The sequence below is a fragment of the Dyadobacter fanqingshengii genome, from assembly GCF_023822005.2.
In the GTDB taxonomy this organism is placed as follows: domain Bacteria; phylum Bacteroidota; class Bacteroidia; order Cytophagales; family Spirosomataceae; genus Dyadobacter; species Dyadobacter fanqingshengii.
Genome location: NZ_CP098806.1, coordinates 5,300,484 through 5,321,934, shown reverse-complemented (window position 1 = coordinate 5,321,934; position 21,451 = coordinate 5,300,484). Strand labels below are relative to the sequence as shown.

Annotated in this window: 20 protein-coding genes; 9 read left to right on the top strand and 11 right to left on the bottom strand. The window is 43.8% G+C overall.

Going from position 1 to position 21,451, the window contains the following annotated elements; all coding sequences use genetic code 11:
* Positions 1–13 precede the first annotated feature (13 nt).
* The gene (hemC, locus tag NFI81_RS22310; protein WP_234614925.1) at positions 14–946 is read left to right on the top strand and encodes a hydroxymethylbilane synthase; all 933 of its coding nucleotides are present in this window, start codon (positions 14–16) and stop codon (positions 944–946) included.
* A gap of 77 nt (positions 947–1,023) precedes the next feature.
* Here the strand turns inward: hemC and NFI81_RS22305 are convergent, their stop codons facing one another.
* Entirely contained in the window at positions 1,024–3,969 is a 2,946-nt protein-coding gene (locus NFI81_RS22305) for a TonB-dependent receptor (RefSeq protein ID WP_234614926.1), read from the bottom strand.
* A gap of 306 nt (positions 3,970–4,275) precedes the next feature.
* Here NFI81_RS22305 and NFI81_RS22300 point away from each other — a divergent pair, with 306 nt between their 5' ends.
* Positions 4,276–5,346, top strand: a complete 1,071-nt coding sequence (locus NFI81_RS22300; protein ID WP_234614927.1) for a sensor histidine kinase — start codon at positions 4,276–4,278, stop codon at positions 5,344–5,346.
* Positions 5,343–6,077 carry a LytR/AlgR family response regulator transcription factor gene (locus NFI81_RS22295; RefSeq protein WP_234614928.1) on the top strand — a complete coding sequence of 245 codons (735 nt, stop codon included), beginning with the start codon at positions 5,343–5,345 and terminating at the stop codon, positions 6,075–6,077. The genes NFI81_RS22300 and NFI81_RS22295 overlap by 4 nt, the downstream gene beginning before the upstream one ends.
* 10 nt (positions 6,078–6,087) lie before the next feature.
* Here NFI81_RS22295 and uvrA read toward each other — a convergent pair whose 3' ends face one another.
* Positions 6,088–8,970 carry an excinuclease ABC subunit UvrA gene (gene uvrA, locus NFI81_RS22290; RefSeq protein WP_234614929.1) on the bottom strand — a complete coding sequence of 961 codons (2,883 nt, stop codon included), beginning with the start codon at positions 8,968–8,970 and terminating at the stop codon, positions 6,088–6,090.
* Positions 8,971–9,166: 196 nt separating this feature from the next.
* Between uvrA and NFI81_RS22285 the strand changes: the two genes are divergently transcribed.
* The gene (locus NFI81_RS22285; RefSeq protein ID WP_234614930.1) at positions 9,167–9,331 is read left to right on the top strand and encodes a hypothetical protein; all 165 of its coding nucleotides are present in this window, start codon (positions 9,167–9,169) and stop codon (positions 9,329–9,331) included.
* Positions 9,332–9,343: 12 nt separating this feature from the next.
* On the opposite strand, the gene NFI81_RS22280 is transcribed toward NFI81_RS22285, so the two are convergent.
* The 3 genes from NFI81_RS22280 to NFI81_RS22270 all read right to left on the bottom strand — a co-directional run bounded on the left by NFI81_RS22280 (position 9,344) and on the right by NFI81_RS22270 (position 11,183).
* Entirely contained in the window at positions 9,344–10,531 is a 1,188-nt protein-coding gene (locus NFI81_RS22280; protein ID WP_234614931.1) for an MFS transporter, read from the bottom strand.
* Between the two features lie 66 nt (positions 10,532–10,597).
* Positions 10,598–10,741 carry a hypothetical protein gene (locus NFI81_RS22275; protein ID WP_234614932.1) on the bottom strand — a complete coding sequence of 48 codons (144 nt, stop codon included), beginning with the start codon at positions 10,739–10,741 and terminating at the stop codon, positions 10,598–10,600.
* 4 nt (positions 10,742–10,745) lie between these two features.
* Positions 10,746–11,183 (bottom strand): DUF6934 family protein, encoded by a 438-nt coding sequence (locus NFI81_RS22270; RefSeq protein ID WP_234614933.1) that lies wholly within the window; start codon positions 11,181–11,183, stop codon positions 10,746–10,748.
* A gap of 102 nt (positions 11,184–11,285) precedes the next feature.
* Here NFI81_RS22270 and corA point away from each other — a divergent pair, with 102 nt between their 5' ends.
* Positions 11,286–12,230 (top strand): magnesium/cobalt transporter CorA, encoded by a 945-nt coding sequence (gene corA / locus NFI81_RS22265; RefSeq protein WP_234614934.1) that lies wholly within the window; start codon positions 11,286–11,288, stop codon positions 12,228–12,230.
* Here corA and NFI81_RS22260 read toward each other — a convergent pair.
* Positions 12,227–13,033: an FkbM family methyltransferase gene (locus tag NFI81_RS22260; RefSeq protein WP_234614935.1), complete on the bottom strand. Its 807-nt coding sequence runs from the start codon at positions 13,031–13,033 to the stop codon at positions 12,227–12,229. The genes corA and NFI81_RS22260 overlap by 4 nt on opposite strands.
* Before the next feature lie 119 nt (positions 13,034–13,152).
* On the bottom strand, positions 13,153–14,037 hold the full coding sequence (locus NFI81_RS22255) for a glycosyltransferase family 2 protein (RefSeq protein WP_234614936.1): 885 nt from the start codon (positions 14,035–14,037) through the stop codon (positions 13,153–13,155).
* Positions 14,038–14,243: 206 nt separating this feature from the next.
* Here NFI81_RS22255 and NFI81_RS22250 point away from each other — a divergent pair, with 206 nt between their 5' ends.
* Entirely contained in the window at positions 14,244–15,239 is a 996-nt protein-coding gene (locus NFI81_RS22250) for a ribonucleoside-diphosphate reductase small subunit (protein WP_234614937.1), read from the top strand.
* A gap of 124 nt (positions 15,240–15,363) precedes the next feature.
* Here NFI81_RS22250 and NFI81_RS22245 read toward each other — a convergent pair whose 3' ends face one another.
* Positions 15,364–15,822, bottom strand: coding sequence for a regulatory protein RecX (locus tag NFI81_RS22245; protein WP_234614938.1), 459 nt, complete (start codon positions 15,820–15,822; stop codon positions 15,364–15,366).
* A gap of 120 nt (positions 15,823–15,942) precedes the next feature.
* Here NFI81_RS22245 and NFI81_RS22240 point away from each other — a divergent pair, with 120 nt between their 5' ends.
* Positions 15,943–16,758, top strand: coding sequence for a metallophosphoesterase family protein (locus tag NFI81_RS22240; protein WP_234614939.1), 816 nt, complete (start codon positions 15,943–15,945; stop codon positions 16,756–16,758).
* A 1-nt stretch (position 16,759) separates the two neighbouring features.
* On the opposite strand, the gene NFI81_RS22235 is transcribed toward NFI81_RS22240, so the two are convergent.
* Positions 16,760–17,182: a type II toxin-antitoxin system VapC family toxin gene (locus NFI81_RS22235; RefSeq protein WP_234614940.1), complete on the bottom strand. Its 423-nt coding sequence runs from the start codon at positions 17,180–17,182 to the stop codon at positions 16,760–16,762.
* Complete coding sequence (locus NFI81_RS22230; protein WP_234614941.1) at positions 17,169–17,402, bottom strand: hypothetical protein; 234 nt, start codon at positions 17,400–17,402, stop codon at positions 17,169–17,171. The genes NFI81_RS22235 and NFI81_RS22230 overlap by 14 nt, the downstream gene beginning before the upstream one ends.
* Positions 17,403–17,933: 531 nt before the next feature.
* Here NFI81_RS22230 and NFI81_RS22225 point away from each other — a divergent pair.
* Positions 17,934–18,185, top strand: coding sequence for a hypothetical protein (locus NFI81_RS22225; protein WP_234614942.1), 252 nt, complete (start codon positions 17,934–17,936; stop codon positions 18,183–18,185).
* A gap of 65 nt (positions 18,186–18,250) precedes the next feature.
* Here NFI81_RS22225 and tyrS read toward each other — a convergent pair whose 3' ends face one another.
* Positions 18,251–19,546: a tyrosine--tRNA ligase gene (gene tyrS, locus NFI81_RS22220; protein WP_234615358.1), complete on the bottom strand. Its 1,296-nt coding sequence runs from the start codon at positions 19,544–19,546 to the stop codon at positions 18,251–18,253.
* 125 nt (positions 19,547–19,671) lie between these two features.
* On the opposite strand from tyrS, the gene NFI81_RS22215 reads away from it, so the two are divergent.
* Complete coding sequence (locus NFI81_RS22215) at positions 19,672–21,444, top strand: discoidin domain-containing protein (RefSeq protein WP_234614943.1); 1,773 nt, start codon at positions 19,672–19,674, stop codon at positions 21,442–21,444.
* The last annotated feature ends 7 nt before the right edge of the window (positions 21,445–21,451 follow it).

Sequence of the window (21,451 nt, the reverse complement as noted above, 5' to 3'; positions counted from 1 at the left end):
AATTTAGTAAACCATGCATATAAAAATAGGAACGCGCGGCAGCAAGTTAGCCCTTTGGCAGGCACATTATGTGGAAGGGCTTTTGAAAGAAGGCGGTGTTGATACAGAAATTGTAATTATTGAAACAAAAGGAGACAAAATCCTGAATCGCTCTCTCTCTAAAATCGGCAGTAAAGGAATTTTTACGCAGGAATTGGAAGATCAGTTGCTGGATGGCAGCATTGACATTGCGGTGCACAGCGCAAAGGATCTGCAATCACAACTGGATGAAGCTTTTGAACTGATTGCATATACAGAGCGTGAGAAAGCTAATGACGTTTTAGTAAGCCATAACAATGAGCTCTCGCTAAAAAGTGGCGAATCTTTCGTCGTGGGAACATCTTCAACCCGGAGGATCGCTGTTTTGAGGCATTTTTATCCGCATATTAAAACTGTCGACATGCGTGGCAACTTGCAAACCCGCCTTAGAAAGCTGAATGAAGGGCATTGCGACGCTTTGCTCCTCGCCTACGCAGGCGTCCACAGAATGGAATATGACGACAAGATCGCCGAGCATTTGCTATTGGATGAATTTACGCCAGCCGTGGGTCAGGGAAGCGTCGCCATTGAATGTGCGATAAATTTAGCTGAGGAGAAAAAGGCTGTAATTAAAGAGCTAATCAATCACCCACAAACAGAAACCTGCCTCCTAACGGAAAGAGCTTTCCTCAAACGCCTCCAAGGCGGATGCAGCATCCCGGTTTTTGGTCTGGCTACATTACACGATGATCAAATCAACATCACCGGCGGCATTATCAGCCTCGATGGCCAGGAATTGATTAGAAGGACAGAAACTGGCTCGATTTCATTTCCGGAGGAATTGGGAACTGCATTAGCGAACGAGTTGCTGGAAGCCGGGGCGGATCGGATTTTGAGTGACATAAAGGGTCAAATTCAATCATTATAATTTCTAGTCAATCTATAAAAATGCGAAGCCCGAACAAACGTCCGGGCTTCGCCTTTTTTCAATATTATCCAAAAAATTTACGGCTTCTTAGTCGTGTCTGCAGGCACTGCTGGCTTGGCTGGAATTGCTGTTGAATCCGCTGGAACAACTGGTTTCGCAGCTGAGTCCGCTGGCATAACAGGCTTCGCAGTTGAATCGATTGGTGTAGCTGGTCGTGCGGCTGAATCACCTGGCATAGCTGGCCTCATAGTTGAATCTCTCATCATTGAATCTGGTTTCATGCCTGACTGAACTGGCATTCCCTGCATTGGCATGCCTTGTCTAACTGGTCTTGCTATACTGTCAGTGGTTGCTGGTCTGGCTCCTCCTTGTGGGCGACCGTCTGCTGGTGCACCCGCTGGCCCGCCTGCCGGGGCGCCTGCTCTCGGGGATGGAACTGTGATGGCTGGTGTTACGCCTTGTACGGCTCCACCGCCGCCGCCTGCATCCATTCCGCCGCCGTCGGTTTTTTGGTCATCGTTGTTAACCGACTTGCGTCTGCGTGTTTTTTGCTCAGTGAATGTCATTTTCCCTAAACGATAAGAGAAATTGACTCTGAAACCTCTGTTGTACAGGAAGTTGGTATTGTTCTGCGTGAATGTTGCGGTTTCAAGCTGCGTCTTCATTTTGAATGATGGAGCCAGGAAGTTTTCCATTCCAAATCCAATGCTTCCGCGCTTGTTAGTAAAATCTTTCTTGATTCCCAGGTCATACATTCTGAACCCTGCTTGTGTTCCTTGAAGCTGAACATCGCGTCCTCTCATGAAACCACCCGCTTGCAATCCCCAGCCATTTTTAATGTTAAGGCTGGTTCTGAAACGTCCGCTTAACACGAAACCGGTGTTAGAAGCGGCCAATAAAGGATTGGGATTATTATTCGTAAGATCTGCATAGTAAGCGTCAAAACCTCCTCCTACTTGCCATCTTTTAAAGAATGTCATGTTTCCAAACACATTCACCCCATAATTTTTCTTTGAACCAATGTTACCGTAAGTCGTTGTGATAATCCCCTGGTCGCTGGTTGTACGAATGCTTTCAATTGAACTGTTGGTGAAACGTGCAAATGTAGATACGTTTACATAAAGTGAATTTTTGAAAAAGCTCGTTCCCAATTCAACCTGATCGGTCAGTTCGGGACGGAGTTGCGGGTTACCCACAGTGATGTTCTGTGGGTTCGCCGCATTTTGATTAGGGTTTAGGAATTGAATGCCAGGACGTTGAAGACGACGGTTGTAACCAAGCTTGATGGTTTGACCCTTACCAAATGTTTGAGACAAGTTCAAACTCGGCACCAGATTGCTGTATGCCGGAATATTCAGGTCGCCCTGCTCACCCTGCGTTGCATCAATGCTGGTATACTCGTAACGCGAGCCCGCCTTCACGGTGAATTTGCTTTTCGTTGTATATGTGTAAGAAAAATATCCCGCTGCAACATTCTGATCATAGTTCAGACTGCTCGCTGCTTGTGGGGCATCCACTGTATTGTAATAATCAAAATTACTAACCACCTGACGGAAGATACCTTTTCCACCAAATTCAATCAGCTGATTGTCTTTAACCGGAGTCTGGTAATCCACTTGTATTGTGCTTTCCTGGTTATGGCTGGCATTATTGTTACCCTGGCTTCCCAGCAGTTCGCGCAATTGACTATTATTTAATGAATAAATGTCTGCGTCAAAATCATTCGTCCTGTTGTTTCGGCTAAACTGCGTAGAAATGCTCAACTCCTGCTGTGGCTTGGCTAATGTTTTAATATAATCCACATTTACATCCCACGTTCCGGATAAGTCTTTGGTATTTACATCCCGGAAGCTATTGCGCGTTGTGCCGTCGCTTTGCGTGTTGAATGTTGACAAATCCTGTTGGTTACGCATGTTACGCATTCCATAACGCACGCCGGCGGAGAGAGAAGTTTTGGAATCGATCTCGTAGTCCCACCCAAAGTTGTAAGAACCGAAAGACATTTTGTTATCCGACTCGGCCATTTGGCGGATAGAAAATTTGTCAATTTTACCCACTTGCAGGTTTTCAGATTTACCAGGCATGTTGTAATTGAAGCGGCCAAAACCACCCAAACTGAATCCCATTTTGCCAACTCGGTAATTTCCTCTCAGTCCCAGGTTTGATCCTCTGTTTCCAATTCCCGTATCCAGGTTCAATGTTCCACCCTGGATGGTGCTCTTTTTGGTAACAATATTTATGATCCCAGCAGAACCTTCTGCATCATACTTAGCTGATGGCGAGGTAATTACCTCAACAGATTTGATCATATCGGCAGGAATCTGCTTCAATGCATCCGCAACGCTGGTGGCTATAATGGTCGAAGGCTTATTATTAATCAAAACCCGAACATTGGAACTTCCTCTTAATGAAACGTTTCCGTCCAGATCGACTGTCAACATCGGCACTTTCTTCATTACATCCGAAGCGTCGCCACCCTTGCTTGTAATGTCTTTTTCGTTATTGTAAACAAGTCTGTCAACCTTTTCCTCGATCAATTGGGCCATTCCCACAACCTCAACCTCATTCAGCTGAACCACATCCGGCCCAAGGCTTACATTACCCAGGTCAAGTTCCGTCTTACGATCAATTTTAATGTCGTTAATGGTCTTGGTCTTGTAGCCAATGAAGGAAATAAGAATTTTGAAGTTCCCTGACGCCACTTTTGTAAGCTCAAAAACCCCCTTCTCATTTGTTGTCGTTCCGTCGATCGGATTGTTGGTTTTAATGTCAACCAGCGAGAGTGCGGCAAATTCCACGGGCCTCTTGCTAACTGAGTCGACCAGGACTCCCCGTATCTTACCATTTCCCTTAGGTGTATCTTCGGCAGTTCCCGGGATCACCGTCTGCCTTTGTGGCCTGTCGTTTCCACCGCCTCCGCGATTTCCTCCAAATCCGCCACCCCCGCCGGGAAATTGCGCAAAAGCCGAAAGGCTCAGCACCGTCAGGATTATAATAGGAGTAATTTTTCTTATCATGTTCATGGTTGTATTGCAAGTAATTGTTCGATTCAATTTCAAAGTAAATACCTTAACTTGACAATAAATCGGGCAATAGATGGAAAGGACACATCTACCGATCAAAACCTGTTTTTAGCCGATAAGTCCTCCATTCTCATTCTTGGAATAGTACAGAATAAGTAATTGCAGCAATAACTTGCTTTATAGAGTGTTACCCCTGATCAGTCGGTATTCGCCGCGTGTTGATCGATTGAGCTAGGCACTTTGATATATTACCCGTATGATTGTAATTGCAAACTACTCTACTGCAATAACCTGATGAACATAAAGATGGATGCTAGTACCGCCCGAAAATACCCTCCATTCTTCCTGCATCTTTTAGGATGGAGCTTCCTGGCTTTATTTTTAATGTGGCAACCGCTTAGCTGGCAAATTCAGTTTCCGGTTACATTTTGGGTGAAGCAAGCTGTTTTATTTACGCTGCTGATCGGCACTTTTTATCTGAACTATTACTTTTGGTTTCCGCAATATCTGGCTAAGAATCGTTACAGCCGCTTTATTTTGCTCAATCTTGTGTCTGTGATCATGCTGGCTGTGATTATTGAACAGGTAAAAATCGCTATCAATCACGGCGAACAAATGGATCGGGCATTCAAAACGGCCCGGGAGGCAAATGGAGCCAAGAAGCCTCAGGAAAGACTCGACTATTTCTCGCTCATGACCGCTTTGCTGATTATAGGCATTAGCACCAGTGTGGCGGCGGTTAAGGATGCACAACGCGATAAACATTACCGGGAAAATTTGGAAAAGGAGAAAATCAACTCCGAACTTTCGTTTTTGAAAGCGCAGATCAACCCGCATTTCTTCTTTAATACACTGAATAACATATATGCATTAACGGTGATTGACGTGGAAGCGGCCAGAGAAGCATTGCACAAACTGTCCCGTATGATGCGCTATGTGCTTTATGAAACGCAGCATGGGACCGTTTTACTGAGCCAGGAGATTGCATTTGCGCAGGATTATATTCAATTAATGCAATTGCGGCTCACCGACAAAGTGACTGTTCACCTCGATCCGCCAAGCCCATTGCACGACGTTTCCATTGCACCCATGCTGTTTTTGCCGTTTATTGAAAATGCATTCAAACATGGGGTGAGCGCCGTTCAGCCTAGCCGGATAGACATTCAGATCAGGCAAGACAAACACAAAATCCATGTGGAAGTGAAAAACACGTTATTTACGGATAAAAGGGCAATTCTGGACGAAAGTAACGGCATAGGACTGGTGAATACGCAACGCCGGCTTGACCTTTTATATCCCGGTAAATATCAATTGGAAGTGAATGAGAACAAAGAGGGAAAAGAATTTGAAGTTCATTTGGAATTAGAAACTGCATGAGCGTACTCCAATGTATAGCAGTAGATGACGAGCCATTAGCACTCGGACTTGTTTGCTCATTTATTGAAAAAACTCCTTTTCTGGCACTTGCCGGACGTTACTCCAGCGCGGTTGAAGCGCTTCAAGCCATTCATTCAAAGCATATTGATGTTATTTTTCTGGACATTCAAATGCCCGATCTGACTGGTATTGAGTTGGCAAGGGTTATTGACAAAGCGGACAGCCGCGCACCGCGGATTATATTTACGACTGCATTTAATCAATATGCGTTGGACGGGTTCCGGGTGGATGCACTTGACTATCTCCTGAAACCTTTTAATTACGAAGAATTTTTGAGAGCCGCATCCAAAGCGCAGGCTTACACCGAGTTGTTGAACAAAGCATCTTCTGCCAGCGCTCCTGATCCAAAAGACGGTTATTTGTTCTTAAAAGTAGAATATCAGCTTGTCAGGATTGCTTACGAGGACATTCTTTATATGGAAGGGCTAAAAGATTATGTGAAGGTTCACTTAAAATCGGACCCAAAACCGATCCTTTCCCTAACCAGCCTGAAAGCATTGGAAGAAAAGTTGCCCCCATCAAAATTCATGCGCGTTCACCGCTCTTTCATAGTTAATCTGGATAAAATCAGCGCTGTAACGAAAAATACCATCCAAATCGGCAGCATGACAATCCCCGTCAGCGACCAGCATAAGGATGGTTTTAATCAGTTTTTGAGTAAATGGATGTAGGAATAAAAAGCTATTTAAGCTCTTCCTTCAAGAAATGTCCGGTATAACTTCCTTTCACTTTCGAGACCTTCTCAGGTGTTCCTTCGGCAATGATGCGTCCGCCTTGCGCGCCGCCTTCGGGCCCAACGTCAATAACGTGATCCGCAACTTTGATGACGTCCAGATTGTGCTCGATAATCAACACCGTATTTCCTTTTTCAACTAATTTGTTCAAAACATTCAGCAAATGCCTGATATCCTGGAAATGCAAACCAGTTGTTGGCTCGTCGAGAATGTAAAGCGTTTTTCCTGTATCGCGTTTTGAGAGCTCTTCCGAAAGTTTTACTCGCTGCGCCTCTCCTCCTGAAAGTGTTGTAGCATGCTGGCCTAATGTAATGTAACCCAAGCCTACATCATTCAATGTCTGCACTTTACGCAAAATCCTTGGCTGGTTTTCAAAAAATTCGAGCGCTGTTTCAACGGTCATATCCAGAATATCTGCAACCGATTTACCCTTGAAACGCACTTCTAATGTTTCCCGGTTAAAGCGCTTGCCTTTGCAGGTTTCGCAATTGATATGTACGTCGGGCAGGAAATCCATTTCAATTTTCTTCATTCCCGCGCCTTCGCAATCTTCACAACGCCCGCCTTTTACATTGAAAGAGAAACGGCCGGGCTTGTAGCCACGGATTTTCGCTTCTGGTAACTCTGCAAAAAGTGTCCTGATGTCTGTAAATAAATTCGTGTAAGTCGCCGGATTCGAACGCGGTGTCCGGCCAATCGGTGACTGGTCCACCTCAATGACTTTATCAATGTTCTCCAGACCCTCTACCGATTTATAAGGCAGCGGCTCTCTTCTTGATTTATAAAAGAATTGATTCAATAATGGAAACAGCGTTTCATGGATCAGCGACGACTTCCCGCTCCCACTCACACCCGTCACGCAAACCATCGTCCCAAGCGGAAAAGACATGTTTACATTTTTCAAATTGTGCCCAGTGCAGCCTTTTAATGTAATGGTTTTGCCTGTTCCTTTTCTGCGTTTTTTGGGAACATCAATGGCAGTCCTGCCACTCAAATAATCGGCTGTTAATGAGCCATTTTGAAGAAAAACTTCGGGTGTTCCGGCTCCCACAACATTGCCACCGTGACGGCCTGCGCCGGGTCCAATGTCCAGAATATAATCCGAAGCCAGCATCATATCCTTATCGTGCTCCACCACCAAAACCGTGTTTCCCAGGTCGCGCAGACTTTTCAACGAATTGATAAGACGCACATTATCACGCTGATGCAAGCCAATGCTAGGCTCATCCATAATGTAGAGCACGCCCGTAAGCTGCGTCCCGATCTGCGTTGCGAGCCTGATGCGTTGCGCTTCGCCACCCGAAAGTGTCCGTAATGCGCGGTTTAATGTTAGGTAATCCAATCCAACGTCGAGCAGGAAACCAACTCTTTTTCTGATTTCCTTTAAGACTTCATGACCGATTACGCGTTGCTTTTCTTCCAGCCTGTCTTCCAGGTTCACAAGCCAATCCGCCAACACACGAATGTCACTGTCAGCAAGCTCTGCAATGTCTTTACCATCCACCCGGAAGTGCAAAGATTCCTTTCTCAGGCGCTTGCCATTACATTCGGGACAGGTTTGGACAGTCATAAAATCTTTTAACCAATCCTGAATTTTATCATTTCCGCTTTCCTGCTGACGTTTGAGGAAGTTAATAATGCCGTCAAATTTCGTTTCCCATTCCGTTCCGGGGTATTTTTTGGAAGGAACCGGCACCGCGTCTTCGCTTCCGTAAAGCACCAGTTTCATCGCTTCCTCAGGAAATTTGTCCAAAGGCGTTGCGAGTGTGACTTTAAACGGTTTTAGTAAAACCTCCAATTGCTTGAAAATCCACGCTTCCCGATATTCACCCATTGGCGCAATGCCACCCTTGGTAATGCTCAAAGATTTGTCCGGCATAATAGACTCTTCCGTGATTTCCTCGATCATTCCCAATCCCTGACAAGTCGGGCACCAGCCGTAAGGTGAGTTGAAAGAGAATGCATTAGGCGCTGGATCATCGTAACTGATGCCCGATTCAGGATCCATCAGGTTTTGAGAGAAATAGTAAGTTTCCCCTTTTTCATCCAAAACCATCAATGCCCCTTTTCCCTGCTTAATAGCCGTAGCAACAGATTGGCTCAACCGATATCTCGATTGCGGATCTTCCGATTCCTTTTTTGGAATAACACGATCGATAACAATCTCAATATCATGTACTTTGTAACGATCTAGCTGCATTTTCGGCGCGATTTCCTGCACTTCGCCATCGACACGCACTTTGTTATAGCCAAGTCGAGCGATTTGAACAAAAAGCTCTCTGTAATGTCCTTTCCGCCCTTTTACGGCAGGAGCTAGTAAGATAATTTTCTGCCCTAAAAACTGCGTAAATAATTGATTAATGATCTGATCCTGCGACTGCTTGACCATTTTACGGCCCGTAACATAGGAAAACGCTTCGCCTGCTCGCGCGTAAAGCAACCTTAGAAAGTCATAAATTTCAGTAACCGTCCCAACCGTTGAACGCGGATTGCGGGATGTTGTTTTCTGTTCAATGCTGATAACGGGCGACAAACCGCTGATCTTGTCCACATCCGGCCGCTCCATTTCACCAATAAAACCACGTGCATAGGAAGAAAAACTCTCCATATAGCGCCGCTGTCCTTCGGCATAAATCGTGTCAAAAGCCAGTGAAGATTTCCCGCTTCCACTAATGCCTGTGACCACCACAAGCTTGTTTCGCGGGATATTAACATCAATATTTTTCAAATTGTGCTCGCGCGCTCCTTCAACTTCAATTAAGTCCTGGCCTTCGAGCTCAGTTGCATTCAAATGTTCCAAAATGATATTTTCGTTTGCGATAAAGTTCATTAAAACTGGTTATTGGATAACCACAAAAACCGTCCCAGAGTTGCAAAGTTTCGAGCGACTTGACGACTCGATGTAACATTGCAAATGCCCGGCACCTAAAATAGACAATAAGCAATGTTGCCTGCCTGTTCTTTGTTATTTTAGCAAAAATTTGACGCATAACCTGGCACCAGACCTTCATTCAAAAAGCAATATCATGAAAATCAACAACGAAAGCGAATACGAAAAAGCCTCGGAAAGGGCGGATGAAATCTTTGGCGCGAAAAAAGGAACACCGGAAGAACAAGAGTTGAAGGAATTGCTGAAAGCGATCAAGGAATACGACGACGACTTTATTCGGATGTTAAAAGAAAATGAGTAAGTCCTTTGACCGTCAAATAATGCGGGCGCGGCGTTTTTTAAATTGATAAATCAACACGGAATAAATCAATGCTGCCAGTGCAAAACCAGCCATACAATAAAAAACCAAGGGCAAGTTCCCTCGCTGATTAGCAAAAAGTTCGGCAGATAAAAACGCGCCTAAGCCAATGCCCGCTTCCAAAGAAATGAACATTGTGGCAATGGACCGACCGCGATTATCATCCCGGCTAAGATCCACCGTCCAGGCGGAAAGAACAGGGGAAAGTATGCCCATGGAAACCCCGAAAAATGCAGCGCCGGTAAAAAACACATAGGCGGAATTTGCGTAACCGGTGATTACCAATGCGATAATTAAGATGAAGCAGCCGACAATGGTAACCGGAATGCGGCCATGCCTGTCAGAAATCTTTCCGGCAAATAGCCTGACTAAAATTGAGAATATCGTGAAAAACATGAAATAATAGCCTCGATTATGCAGCCCCAAATATTCGCTAAAATCGGGTGTAACCGTCGACACAGCACCGTAACTAAAATAGCAAAGGAATGTGACCAGCGCGGGACTGAAAACGTCAGGTTCAAAAATGTCCCTGCGGGTGATTTTGAATGCATCCAAAGAAAGCCGCTCCTTTTTGACGAGCGTTTCTTTCATATTCAGCAAGATCGCAATAGATAAAAACGCAAACAACGAAGAAGTGTAAAACAGCGCGTTAAGGGAAAAAGCCTCACTGATCATACTCCCAACCGCCGGCCCGAATGCTGAACCAACTCCCATACACATACCATGCACGCCCATCGCCTCCCCGCGCCTGCTGGCAGGAACAATGTCTGCAACATAGGCGGATGTTCCGGTAGGTTTAAAGCCTGTTGAAAAACCGTGAACCAATCTCAGCAGCAGAAAAGGCATCACCGTTGTGAAAATTGGATATAAAAATCCGCAGACAAAGCACACTATGGAGCCAAATGCCATAACGGGAACGCGGCCAATGCGGTCGGTAAGTCTGCCGCTGAATGGACGGGAAAGTCCGGCTGTTAATGTGAATAAACCAATGATCGCGCCCTTGTAATCGGCACCACCCATCTCCGTAAGATACCCCGGGAGTTCGGGAATGAGCATGTTGAAGCTGGAAGAAAACAGGAACGAGCTGAGGCCAAGTAACCAGAATTGCGTTGTGAAGATACTTGGAGACTTTGTACTTTGCATCAAACAAAAGTACGACGATCTTCTAAAAAATCGGCCGTCTAAGCCAAAAGTTCGTGAACGTTTGGCTTATGGCTTCTTTTTAAGTTTGCTTAAAATTTCCCTGGCTGCTTCCATTTTCCGAACAACATAAGGATCATTAGCATGACTTTTTAGCGTGTTGTCGATCGTCACTTTGGAAATGTCGACTAAGCTTTTTGTATTTGTTTTCATCAGATCAAAGTTTCTTGCGTATTACAAAAGCACTGTAATTTTTTTCGGCTTGAAAAGTTTCCGTATCGTCGCCTATAAGCCCTTCGATTATAAAATGAGATTGCCAATTTGCTTTCTCTTTATTAATAATAATTTGGTATAGCCGGGTCCGTGCAGGTGTACTTCCTCTAAACAACACTCTCTTGTCGGGATATATTTCAAAAAACACAATAATTGTTTGAATAACTGTTGCTAACACCAACCTCATATCCTTATTATTGCTGACTGAGAGGTCGTCAATCATTCCATTCTCATCAAGGTCACCAAAAGCCAGATTGTACAGATCTTCTTCAATAAGAAGGAACTCGACTTCCTTAGCAATACGCTTAGTTAATGATTGACTCTCAAAAGCAAAAGACAAATAGTTCTCAGACGCCCGGTAGGGGTAATAGTGATGTTTCAAAATAGTGTGTGATTGAGTATTAATCTGCTTGCAAGTTAACTTAAATCCACAATTTTGGAAATCGGTTTTTGGTGGTTCCTTGTTTTTTCTCAACTTTAAAAAATGGTACGCATATTTTATAAAGAAGGTCGGCTGATTAAGCGCGAGAATGATATTCGCGAGCTTGGGAAAGTCAAGAATTTGGTTTGGGTTGATTTGCAGTCGCCGAGTGCGGAGGAAGAGGAATGGGTGGAAAATAAGTGCAATATCAGCTTTCAGACACCACAGGAAATCGTTGAAATTGAGAGCAGTTCTCGATTTTTCGAACAAAATGATACGATTAACGCCAACTCCAACTTCCTGAAAATTGATCGGGACAGCTATGAGACTTATCCGGTTTCGTTCATTTTATACCAAAATGTGCTCTTCACTTACCGCAGAGGCGATTCCAAAACATTTGCGGATACGGTGAAGAAGATGAAGGTGAGTCCGGAAGGCATTCAGAGCGGCGTGGATTTCATGCTTTTATTGCTGGAAACCCGCATTGAAGCCGATGCAGATTCGCTGGAAGGCATTTCGCGGGATATTTCTGCAATTAGTAAAGACCTGACCCGCGAGCAAAAAGCCCGCCAGGAAGTGCTGATCCGCATTAGTGGATTGCAGGAAATTACAATGATGCTGCGGGAAACGAGCATTGATAAGCAACGCGTTTTGTCAGGAATTTTACGAAGTCAATATTTTCCGGAAGACAGGAAGGAACATTTGCGCATTATCCTGAAAGACATCAACTCGCTATTGGAATACACCACTTTCAATTTTGAACGCCTTGAATATCTGCAAAATACATTCATGGGTTTGATTAACATTGAACAAAGCCAGGTGATCAAAATCTTTACCGTGGTGACGATCATTTTCATGCCGCCGACGCTCATTGCAGGAATTTTCGGGATGAATTACAGTCATATTCCGTCAACAGCCGAACCGTGGGGGTTTTGGGTATCGCTGTTGCTAATGCTGCTTTCTTCGCTGATTGTACTTTGGTTTTTCCGCCGAAAACGTTGGATTTAATCTTCGTTTGGAACAGCATAAAAATTAAAGGTTTTCCACTTGTTCATATCACGTGGACCTTCAATTTTAATAATTTTGGCATGCTCGTTGAAGTCTGAGAAGTAATGTAAGGTGTAGCCAAATTCTGAAACAATGTGATACAATTCGGCGCGCTCTTCTGTGGTTGCCTTTGGAAAACATTCAGCTACAAGCACTGGTTTGAATTGTCTGATGAGATTGCTTATTGACCTAATCACCTCCATATCAGCACCTTCCACATCCACTTTAATGAATGACAGCTTTGAAAGAAGCGAAGCGTAATTGGATTTCAAAAACTTTTCAAGGTTAACCCCCTTGATTTTCTCAGGAAGCTGAAAAGAACCCTGATCTTCTACGATTTCGTTTGAAATTCCACCATTACCAAACGAAGCCTCAGAAGAATTGTAATAAAATTCACCTTCTTCTTTCGTGATCGCGTAAGGCAATGGAATAATGTTGGTTTTATCAATATTGAGTGAAACGTTCTTTTCTAAGATCTTGAAAACATACGGATTAGGATCAAAACCGATGGTCGTGCCGGTTTTCCCGGTGGCTAGTGCCATAGGCACAGTGGTGTCACCGATATTCGTTCCAATATCGATGCAAAGGCTTCCCTTTGGAATAAATTTTTTGAAAAAATTAACTTCTTCCTGCGTAATGACCTTTGGATTTACCAATGGGTTTTTCCAGTTTGCGAATGATATTTCTCCTTCCTCTGCCAGCAAAAATGTATCCGTTTTGTGAGGATATTCCTGAAACTGGCGGCGGGCTTTTTTACGAGCCATTGAATTTTTAAAATACTCAAACATGCAATAGAAAGAATTTTGTGAGTAACTGAAATTACAATATTAAGTATTAAAACGTTAAACTTTATTATCCCATTACATGGAATTGCGCATCTGCGTCATAATAAACGGTAATTTCTGAATTCAAAAAGACGCCTTCCAGTTCGCTTTTCATACCAGTAAAGCAGCGCGTCCTTCAACTTGAATTTCTTTTTGGAAGTGTCCAGTTCCACTTTCCAGCTCTGTCGGGCAATCCGGTTTTCCATCACCGATGGATGCGATCCTTTAAAATGTGTCAGCGAGTCAAATTCTTCGTAATTGAAAAAATCTTCCGACTCCAAAATCTTCTCCCAGGCCTGGCCTTCGTTCCAGAAACGGCTCACATTCTTCATTTTGGTTTTCATCTGCGCCGGACTTTTCACCCAACCATAATGATAAACCGCAGCGCCTGAGTGCATGACATTCAATTTCTGGTTTGCCCGCCGAAATCCCTGCGCGTCACGATAGGCCGAAATGGGCTGGCCTTTTGGATTTTGCTCATTCCTTATAATGCGTATTTCACGGCGATACCACTTTCTACTGTCGCCAATATAATCGTATGTGCCATAAAAATGCACGTAATCAAATAGTAAGCCTTCAACCCGCTCATCGTCCAGGTGACGTGTGCATGAATCAATGATCGCTTTATGATATTTTTCATGCACCGCTTCGTCCCCCTGAATGTAAAATGCCCAATCCGAGTCTGGTGAAATCTGTTTCAAAGCCTTATCCGTTTCCACCGCCAGCACTTTCCCCCCTGCCCGCAACGACATATCCCACTCCGATTCCACAATCCTGATTTTGTCCGAATCAATGGATCGGATCAGCCCCAAAGTATCGTCATCACTGCGCCCGACACTTACCAGCATTTCGTCCACAACCGGCAGTATAGACGTGATTGCCTCTACAATCGGGTAATCATTTATGATGGCATTTCTGATAATTGTAAATCCGGAAATCTTCAATGTAAGCGGAATTTAATGTGATGTGAGCGTTACAAAGTTAGTTTATTCGTCCTAAGAATATCCCTCGGATAAGAATTCAATTTGATCAGTTTCTCCTTGAATTTCCGAATCAAAGCGTGTAGATTTGTTTTCTCCAGTCCGGCAAATCTGGCCCGGATTAATCAACTAATTATACATCAGATCCCCGTTAAAATTTTTAATTACTTATGTCACAAGAACTTACCAGGCAGGAACCCCTGTTAGTTGAAGATCCTTTGCGGTTTGTGCTATTTCCGATCAAACATTCCGATATATGGGAAATGTACAAACGCCACGAAGCGTCTTTCTGGACAGCCGAAGAGATCGATCTTTCCCAGGATATGAAAGATTGGGAGAACCTGAACGACGGTGAAAGGCATTTTATCTCTCACGTGCTCGCTTTCTTTGCAGCTTCCGACGGGATTGTAAACGAAAACCTGGCAGTCAATTTTCTGAGTGAAGTACAATATGCGGAGGCAAAGTGTTTTTACGGCTTCCAGATCGCAATGGAAAATATTCATTCCGAAACTTACTCTTTGCTGATCGATACATACATTAAAGATCCGTCTGAAAAAGACCATTTGTTACGAGCCATCGACACGATTCCCTGCGTTCAGAAAAAGGCAGACTGGGCATTGAAATGGATTAACAGCCCTGTGTTTGCTGAACGGATCATTGCATTTGCAGCAGTAGAAGGAATTTTCTTTTCTGGATCATTCTGCTCTATTTTCTGGCTCAAAAAACGTGGCTTAATGCCTGGACTATCGTTCTCAAACGAATTGATCTCCCGCGACGAAGGACTGCATTGCGAATTTGCCTGCTTGCTTTATACTCGTCACATTGTAAACCAGTTACCAAAGGAACGCGTAATTGAAATCATGATGGACGCGGTTGAAATTGAAAAAGAGTTCATTACTGAAGCATTGCCTGTTTCCTTAATCGGCATGAATGCTGAGCTTATGAAACAATACATTGAATACATCGCCGATTTCTGGCTGGAAAGATTGGGCTGCGAAAAGCAATTCGGCTCCGCTAACCCATTCGATTTCATGGAGTTGATCTCACTTCCCGGAAAAACGAACTTCTTTGAAAAACGCGTTGGTGAATATCAGAAGGCTGGTGTAATGAGTGGCGTGAAGGACAAAGATTCAGGGCATAGGATTTCTTTTGATTCGGATTTTTAAGTAAAATGTTGGATTAAATGCAACCCTGTCAGCCTGAGCGGAGTCGAAGGCACGTTACCAAGGAGTACCGCGCCTTCGACTCCGCTCAGGCTGACAAAAGTAGAGAACTCAGGCTGACAACCTTTTAAGCTAACAACTCCTCCACAACCTTCCAAACCAACTCACTCTCATAACCCTTCCCCAAAGCAAATCTTGCCAGTTTTTGTTTTAATTTAAAAGAATCAGTTTCTGTTTTTATAAGCAGGTTTTTCTTTTTTGCCAAAAGCGTTTTCAGCCCTTCGATATATGCCTTATCCCCAATCTCTCCCATTCCCTTTTCAATACTATATTGACTCAATCCACGGCGATTCAGCTCTTGCCTGATCTTCATCCGGCCCCAGTTTTTGATCCGAAATTTCCCACCCGCGTAAGTTTTTGCGAAGCGCTCTTCACTCAAATAATTCATTGAAATCAGCTCTGCAATGAGCTCATCGGCTTCCTCGCCCCAAACATTCCATTTTTTCAGGCGCTGTCTTACTTCATCTTGCGTCCTTTCCTGGTAAGCACAATATGACGCTGCTTTTTGCAGGATTAAGCGATCCATGAATTGATTTTTATATTAAATATTCTTAACAAGGTGCAAGAATAAAGAAAATATCATTCGCGAATAACTATTTTTGGAATAATATAAGCACCCCGAAACGACCCAAACCTGAACAAAACAATGACATTTAAACGCCGCTCCTTTCTCAAACTCTTACCCGCGCTTCCCGGCCTTTCATTTATATCAAAATCAAAGGAAAACAATGTCCCCGCAAGAATATCCATGCGGTTCATCGTCGCTTCCGACGGACATTATGGCCAGCCAAACACCGATTTCAAGCAATTTCACACGGATCTGATCAGCTGGGTAAATCGGGAAAAAATGCAGAAAGGCGTCGATTTCCTCTTCTTCAATGGCGACCTCATCCACGACGATCCGACATTGTTATATGATTTCAAAAACACGATCAGCAACCTCAGCGTGCCGTTTTATGTAAGTCGCGGCAACCATGATAAAGTGGGTCTCGATGTGTGGCAAAGCACATGGGGATATCCGACCAACCACAGCTTCGCAAAAGGCGAATACGCATTTATCATCGGCGACACCTCCAATGAAAAAGGCGAATATGTATGCCCGGATGCGACGTGGCTGAAAAACGAAATCGCCAAACACAAAGATAAAAAGGGGATTTTCGTATTCCTCCACATTACGCCCGCTAAATGGACCGTCAACGGGATCGAATGCAAAGAAGTCATCGAACTCTTCGAAAACACCCCCAACATCAAAGCCATCTTCAACGGCCACGACCACGACCAGGACAGCACAAAAGTCTACGGCAAAAAGCCCTATTTCTTTGACGGGCACTTCGGTGGCAACTGGGGAACGACCTATAAAGGATATCGGATTGTGGAGATTTATGAGGATAACACCTGGCAGTCGTATCAGTACAATCCGACGGCTGCGCCGATTTTGAATAGTTTTACGGGGAAGTCGTAAGCTAATTATCAATCCAATTTTGAAGTCGAATTCCCGGCATATTCACAAAGTGCCGTGTATTTCGCGTTACGAGCACCAAATTATAAACGATAGCAGTACTTCCAATTAACAAATCGAAATCGTCAACTGGCTTTCCCATTCTTCGGAGATTGGTTTTCTGCCGCGCATATTCGTGCAAAATATCACTAATTTGAAATATCCTGTCTTTAAATATTCCCTGAAAGCTTTCAAATTGCTGCCGGTTCAACTCGCGGCGATGCTCGGCACTGTTTTCAACACCGAACAGTAACTCTGCAATATTCACTTCGGATAAAAAGCATGCGTTAATGCCGATTTCTCCGATTTTCTGCTTAATGCCAAAGTCGCTTTTCAGCGCATGTATGCAAATATTTGTGTCTAGCAAAAATCGGTCAGAGTTCGACATCCCGTGAACTGGATTGTCTTGCATTATAAATCATTGCATTGAGCTCCTCGCCAGTTTCATCTCCTTCCCAATAAATTTGGTTGAGCAAGTGCAACTTTTCCTCCGCGCTGAGTTGCTTTTCATGCGACTCTTTAAAGGGAACACATAAGCTTTGCGCCAAATCTCTGATTTGTTCAAACTCAGTCTCATCCTTTGTTTCTATCGTGATCGTGTGTAGCATAGATTTTTATTAAGTTGATAAGTAATTAAACAACTCACTGTCATTATAAATTCACCCGGATAATGCGCTATTAGTGTTCAATATAGCATTTCGCCTGATCATATCCATACAGAATGAACAATCGGCATTGATCATCTTTTTTTCGGTAAAGCTCCCCATCAGTCTTGAAAAAACTTGTGCGTATGCGTTTCCGGCGGAGCCTCCTAAACGTGCAGAAACCTGAGAAGATAATTGTTGGATTTGTGCACAAGAACAATATCTTTGTCTTAATGAAAACTTTTACTTCCATGGAGGAGGCTTTCAAGTGGTGGTTAACAAATATTTATCCATCATTGCCAGCCGAAGTGAAGAAAGGAAAGCTTACGAACGCGTGGCGAGATTTCACTCATAAACGAGGAATTTCACATTCGAGAATGCAAGAAATCCTTTCGGAATATGGAGAAATCGAAGTGCAAATTTTGATTAAATACACTCCAAAGTAAAATTTTTTGTTAATAATTTGTTGGAAAAATACACAAAATTGAACCTATTATGGACTCACTTCACACTAACAAATCAAAGAAAGAAAACATGCTCCCTAATTATTCCTCAATCATCAAAGAATTTTTCCAAACCGACAAAGCAAGTGAAATCATTGAATCATTAAACAAAAATATTGAAAGCATTCTCTTTACAGAAAGCATTGACTCGATAACGCCTGAAATGCGCGTGCATATTGCGAATCAGTTACGAGTTGCAACGCTGCTATCCAAGTTGGAAGGTTGTTATCAGGAGATTGGTTGAAACGAGCTAAGACTTTCCAAGTTTTCAAAACTTAGAAAGTCTCGGACTAGCGAAAGAACGGGCAACTAAGCAACCCGAACCAAATGATTCTTCTTCCCTTTCGAAATCAACAAAAATCGATCTTGCAACAAACTAAAATCACTCAAAGCCTGCTCGGCAGAAGTCACTTTTACTTTGTTAACACTCACCGCATTCTGCTGGATTGCTCTCCTAGCCTCGCCTTTTGAAGCGTAGATTTCGGATTTTGTAACAGTTGAAATCAAATCCGTAATGTTGGCAGTTTCACTCCATTCCTGACTCGAAATCTCAGTTTGTGGCACGCCGGCGAAAATTGTGTCGAACTCATCGGCTTCGATGCTTTGCAATGTTTCGAGCGTGGCTTTGCCGAATAAAACTTCCGATGCTTTCAAAACGGTTTGATATGCGCGTTCAGAGTGAATTCGGATGGTTAGTTCGGATGCTAATGCTTTTTGCATGATCCTTAAATGCGGCTCGGCGGCGTGGCTTGACTCTAATGCTTCGATTTCCTCTTTGTTTTTGAAAGAAAAGACCCTTAAATAACGTGGCAGATCCTCATCAGATTGATTGAGCCAGAATTGGTAGAACTCATATGGCGACGTTTTTTCAGCGTCCAGCCAAATGTTCCCACCTTCGCTTTTGCCGAATTTGGAACCGTCTGATTTGGTCAAAAGCGGCGTTGTCAATGCATATGCTTTGAAATAGCCTTCTTCGTCACCCTCCTTACGGCGGATGATCTCGGTTCCGGTGGTAATGTTGCCCCATTGATCGGAGCCGCCCATTTGCAAGCGGATATTCTTGTTTTTGTATAAATGATAAAAATCGTAGCCTTGCAGCAATTGGTAAGAAAATTCTGTGAAGGAAATGCCCGTTTCCAAACGCTTCTTAACCGAATCTTTTGACATCATATAATTGACACTCAAAAACTTACCCGCATCGCGCAGGAATTGCAGAAAGCCAATGTCTTTGAACCAATCATAATTATTGACCATTTCAGCCGAATTCTCACCGCAATCAAAATCAAGAAATTGTTCGAGCTGCTTGCGAATGCCTTCCTGATTGATCCGCAATGTTTCCTCATCCAAAAACGACCTTTCCGAAGCTTTAAATGACGGATCGCCGATCATTCCAGTTGCTCCGCCGATCAATGCAAAAGGCTTATGGCCAGCACGTTGGAAGTGAACCAAAAGCATGATCGTGGCCAGGTTACCAATGTGCAACGATGACGCTGTCGGATCAAAACCGATGTAGCCAGCGGTCATTTCCTTTTTCAGTTGCTCATGCGTTCCGGGCATCATATCATGAAGCATTCCGCGCCAGCGCAGTTCTTCAACAAAATCAATCGTCATTATAAATGCAGTTTCTTGTTTCAAAATCGAAGCGCAAAGGTAAAGGTTATCGGTTTACCGGGAAAGTGCCTATTTTAGCATGATTAAAAGATTTTCCTGCATTCAAACATCACATACTGATGATCAGATACATTTTACAAGCCTTTTGCTGCGCATTATTGGTCACTGTTTTCCTGCCTTCCCACGCCCAAACGACTTATTGTAATCCAATGGACATTGATTACAAATACAATTTTGAGCAATTGAATGAAAAAATAAGTTATCGCTCCGGCGCGGATCCGGTGATCATTAACCATAAAGTTTCGGGCAAAGGCAGCGATTTTTACATGTTTGTGACGATTCAGGGCGGTTACTGGCATTCCAAAGACATGATCAACTGGAAATATCTGACTGCTAACCGTTGGCCTTTCGAAGATATGTGCGCGCCTGCGGCTGTTTCGGTTCGGGATACGCTTTTTTTGTTTCAATCAACATTTGAATCGCGGCCAATCCTATATTCCGTTGCGCCCGAAAAGGGGATTTGGGAGTTTTATAACCGCTGGACGCCGCGCTTGCCGAAGGATATTGGCCCGTGGGACCCAGCTATTTATCATGACCCGGACACGGACAGATGGTTCATGTATTGGGGCTCCTCCAATGTGTATCCGATTTTCGGTGCGGAGCTGGACCATAGCAAAAAGCTGGCTTTCAAAGATCAATACAAAGCCATGTTTTGGCTCAATCAATACGAACACGGCTGGGAACGCTTCGGCCCAAACCATTCGGATCCCTTCAAACCATTCACAGAAGGCGCCTGGATGACCAAGCATAACGGCAAATATTACCTGCAATATGGCGCGCCGGGGACGGAATATAATGTTTATGCAAATGGCACTTACGTCGGTGACGATCCGCTTGGGCCATTCACTTATGCGCCTTACAATCCCGTTTCCTACAAGCCCGGCGGCTTCGCGACCGGAGCGGGGCATGGAAATACATTTCAGGATAATTTCGGCAATTACTGGAATACGGGAACGTCGTGGATCGGCTTTAATTGGGGAATGGAGCGAAGGATTGTCAGATACGCAGCCGGTTTTGACAAAGATGGCCAAATGTTCGCCAACACCCGATTTGGCGATTTCCCGCATAAAATGACAACAAAGAAATGGGAAGGAAAAGGTGACGAATTGTTTACAGGCTGGATGTTGCTTTCGTATAAAAAACCAGTTGTAGCATCGTCCATCATGGACACAATGTCCGCAGCAAAAATCACAGACGAAAACCCCAGGACGTTCTGGGCGGCTAAACAAAACAAACCTGGTGAAACGCTAACCATTGATCTCCAAAAAGAGCAGGAAATCAAAGCTGTGCAAGTCAATTATTCAGATTACAAATCAGACATTTTTGATAATAAACCAGAAGTCGTTTACACGCAATTCAAGATCCTGACTTCGAATGATGGCAAAAAATGGGATGTTGTGAGCGATCTTACACAGCAGCCCAAACGTGATCGTCCATGCGCATACATTGAGTTAGTAAAACCTGTAAACGCCCGCTACATTCGTTATGAGCATATTTACGTCGCTTCACCTAATCTGGCAATCAGTGAATTCCGTGTTTTTGGCAATGGTTTCGGCAAAGCGCCGCAAACGCCTGCCAGCTTTACCGCGGTTCGTCAGAAAGACACAAGAAATGCAGATTTGAAATGGGAAAAAGTACCGGATGTAATAGGTTACAATGTGCTTTGGGGAATCGCGCCGGATAAATTATATCAGACTTATCAGTTTTGGAATGATGATCCTAATACGTTTGAGCTAAGAGCATTGAATGTCGGCGTGCCTTATTATTTTGCTATTGAGGCGTTTAATGAGAATGGGGTTTCGGAAATGAGTGAGGTTGTGGGGGTGAAATGATTGACAA

What these genes read in the sequence shown, in the direction of transcription:
- hemC (WP_234614925.1), top strand. Translation starts at nt 14, where the DNA reads ATGCATATAAAAATAGGAACGCGCGGCAGCAAGTTAGCCCTTTGGCAG.
- NFI81_RS22305 (WP_234614926.1), bottom strand. Translation starts at nt 3,969, where the DNA reads ATGAACATGATAAGAAAAATTACTCCTATTATAATCCTGACGGTGCTG.
- NFI81_RS22300 (WP_234614927.1), top strand. Translation starts at nt 4,276, where the DNA reads ATGGATGCTAGTACCGCCCGAAAATACCCTCCATTCTTCCTGCATCTT.
- NFI81_RS22295 (WP_234614928.1), top strand. Translation starts at nt 5,343, where the DNA reads ATGAGCGTACTCCAATGTATAGCAGTAGATGACGAGCCATTAGCACTC.
- uvrA (WP_234614929.1), bottom strand. Translation starts at nt 8,970, where the DNA reads ATGAACTTTATCGCAAACGAAAATATCATTTTGGAACATTTGAATGCA.
- NFI81_RS22285 (WP_234614930.1), top strand. Translation starts at nt 9,167, where the DNA reads ATGAAAATCAACAACGAAAGCGAATACGAAAAAGCCTCGGAAAGGGCG.
- NFI81_RS22280 (WP_234614931.1), bottom strand. Translation starts at nt 10,531, where the DNA reads ATGCAAAGTACAAAGTCTCCAAGTATCTTCACAACGCAATTCTGGTTA.
- NFI81_RS22275 (WP_234614932.1), bottom strand. Translation starts at nt 10,741, where the DNA reads ATGAAAACAAATACAAAAAGCTTAGTCGACATTTCCAAAGTGACGATC.
- corA (WP_234614934.1), top strand. Translation starts at nt 11,286, where the DNA reads ATGGTACGCATATTTTATAAAGAAGGTCGGCTGATTAAGCGCGAGAAT.
- NFI81_RS22260 (WP_234614935.1), bottom strand. Translation starts at nt 13,033, where the DNA reads ATGGCTCGTAAAAAAGCCCGCCGCCAGTTTCAGGAATATCCTCACAAA.
- NFI81_RS22250 (WP_234614937.1), top strand. Translation starts at nt 14,244, where the DNA reads ATGTCACAAGAACTTACCAGGCAGGAACCCCTGTTAGTTGAAGATCCT.
- NFI81_RS22245 (WP_234614938.1), bottom strand. Translation starts at nt 15,822, where the DNA reads ATGGATCGCTTAATCCTGCAAAAAGCAGCGTCATATTGTGCTTACCAG.
- NFI81_RS22240 (WP_234614939.1), top strand. Translation starts at nt 15,943, where the DNA reads ATGACATTTAAACGCCGCTCCTTTCTCAAACTCTTACCCGCGCTTCCC.
- NFI81_RS22235 (WP_234614940.1), bottom strand. Translation starts at nt 17,182, where the DNA reads ATGTCGAACTCTGACCGATTTTTGCTAGACACAAATATTTGCATACAT.
- NFI81_RS22230 (WP_234614941.1), bottom strand. Translation starts at nt 17,402, where the DNA reads ATGCTACACACGATCACGATAGAAACAAAGGATGAGACTGAGTTTGAA.
- NFI81_RS22225 (WP_234614942.1), top strand. Translation starts at nt 17,934, where the DNA reads ATGGACTCACTTCACACTAACAAATCAAAGAAAGAAAACATGCTCCCT.
- NFI81_RS22215 (WP_234614943.1), top strand. Translation starts at nt 19,672, where the DNA reads ATGATCAGATACATTTTACAAGCCTTTTGCTGCGCATTATTGGTCACT.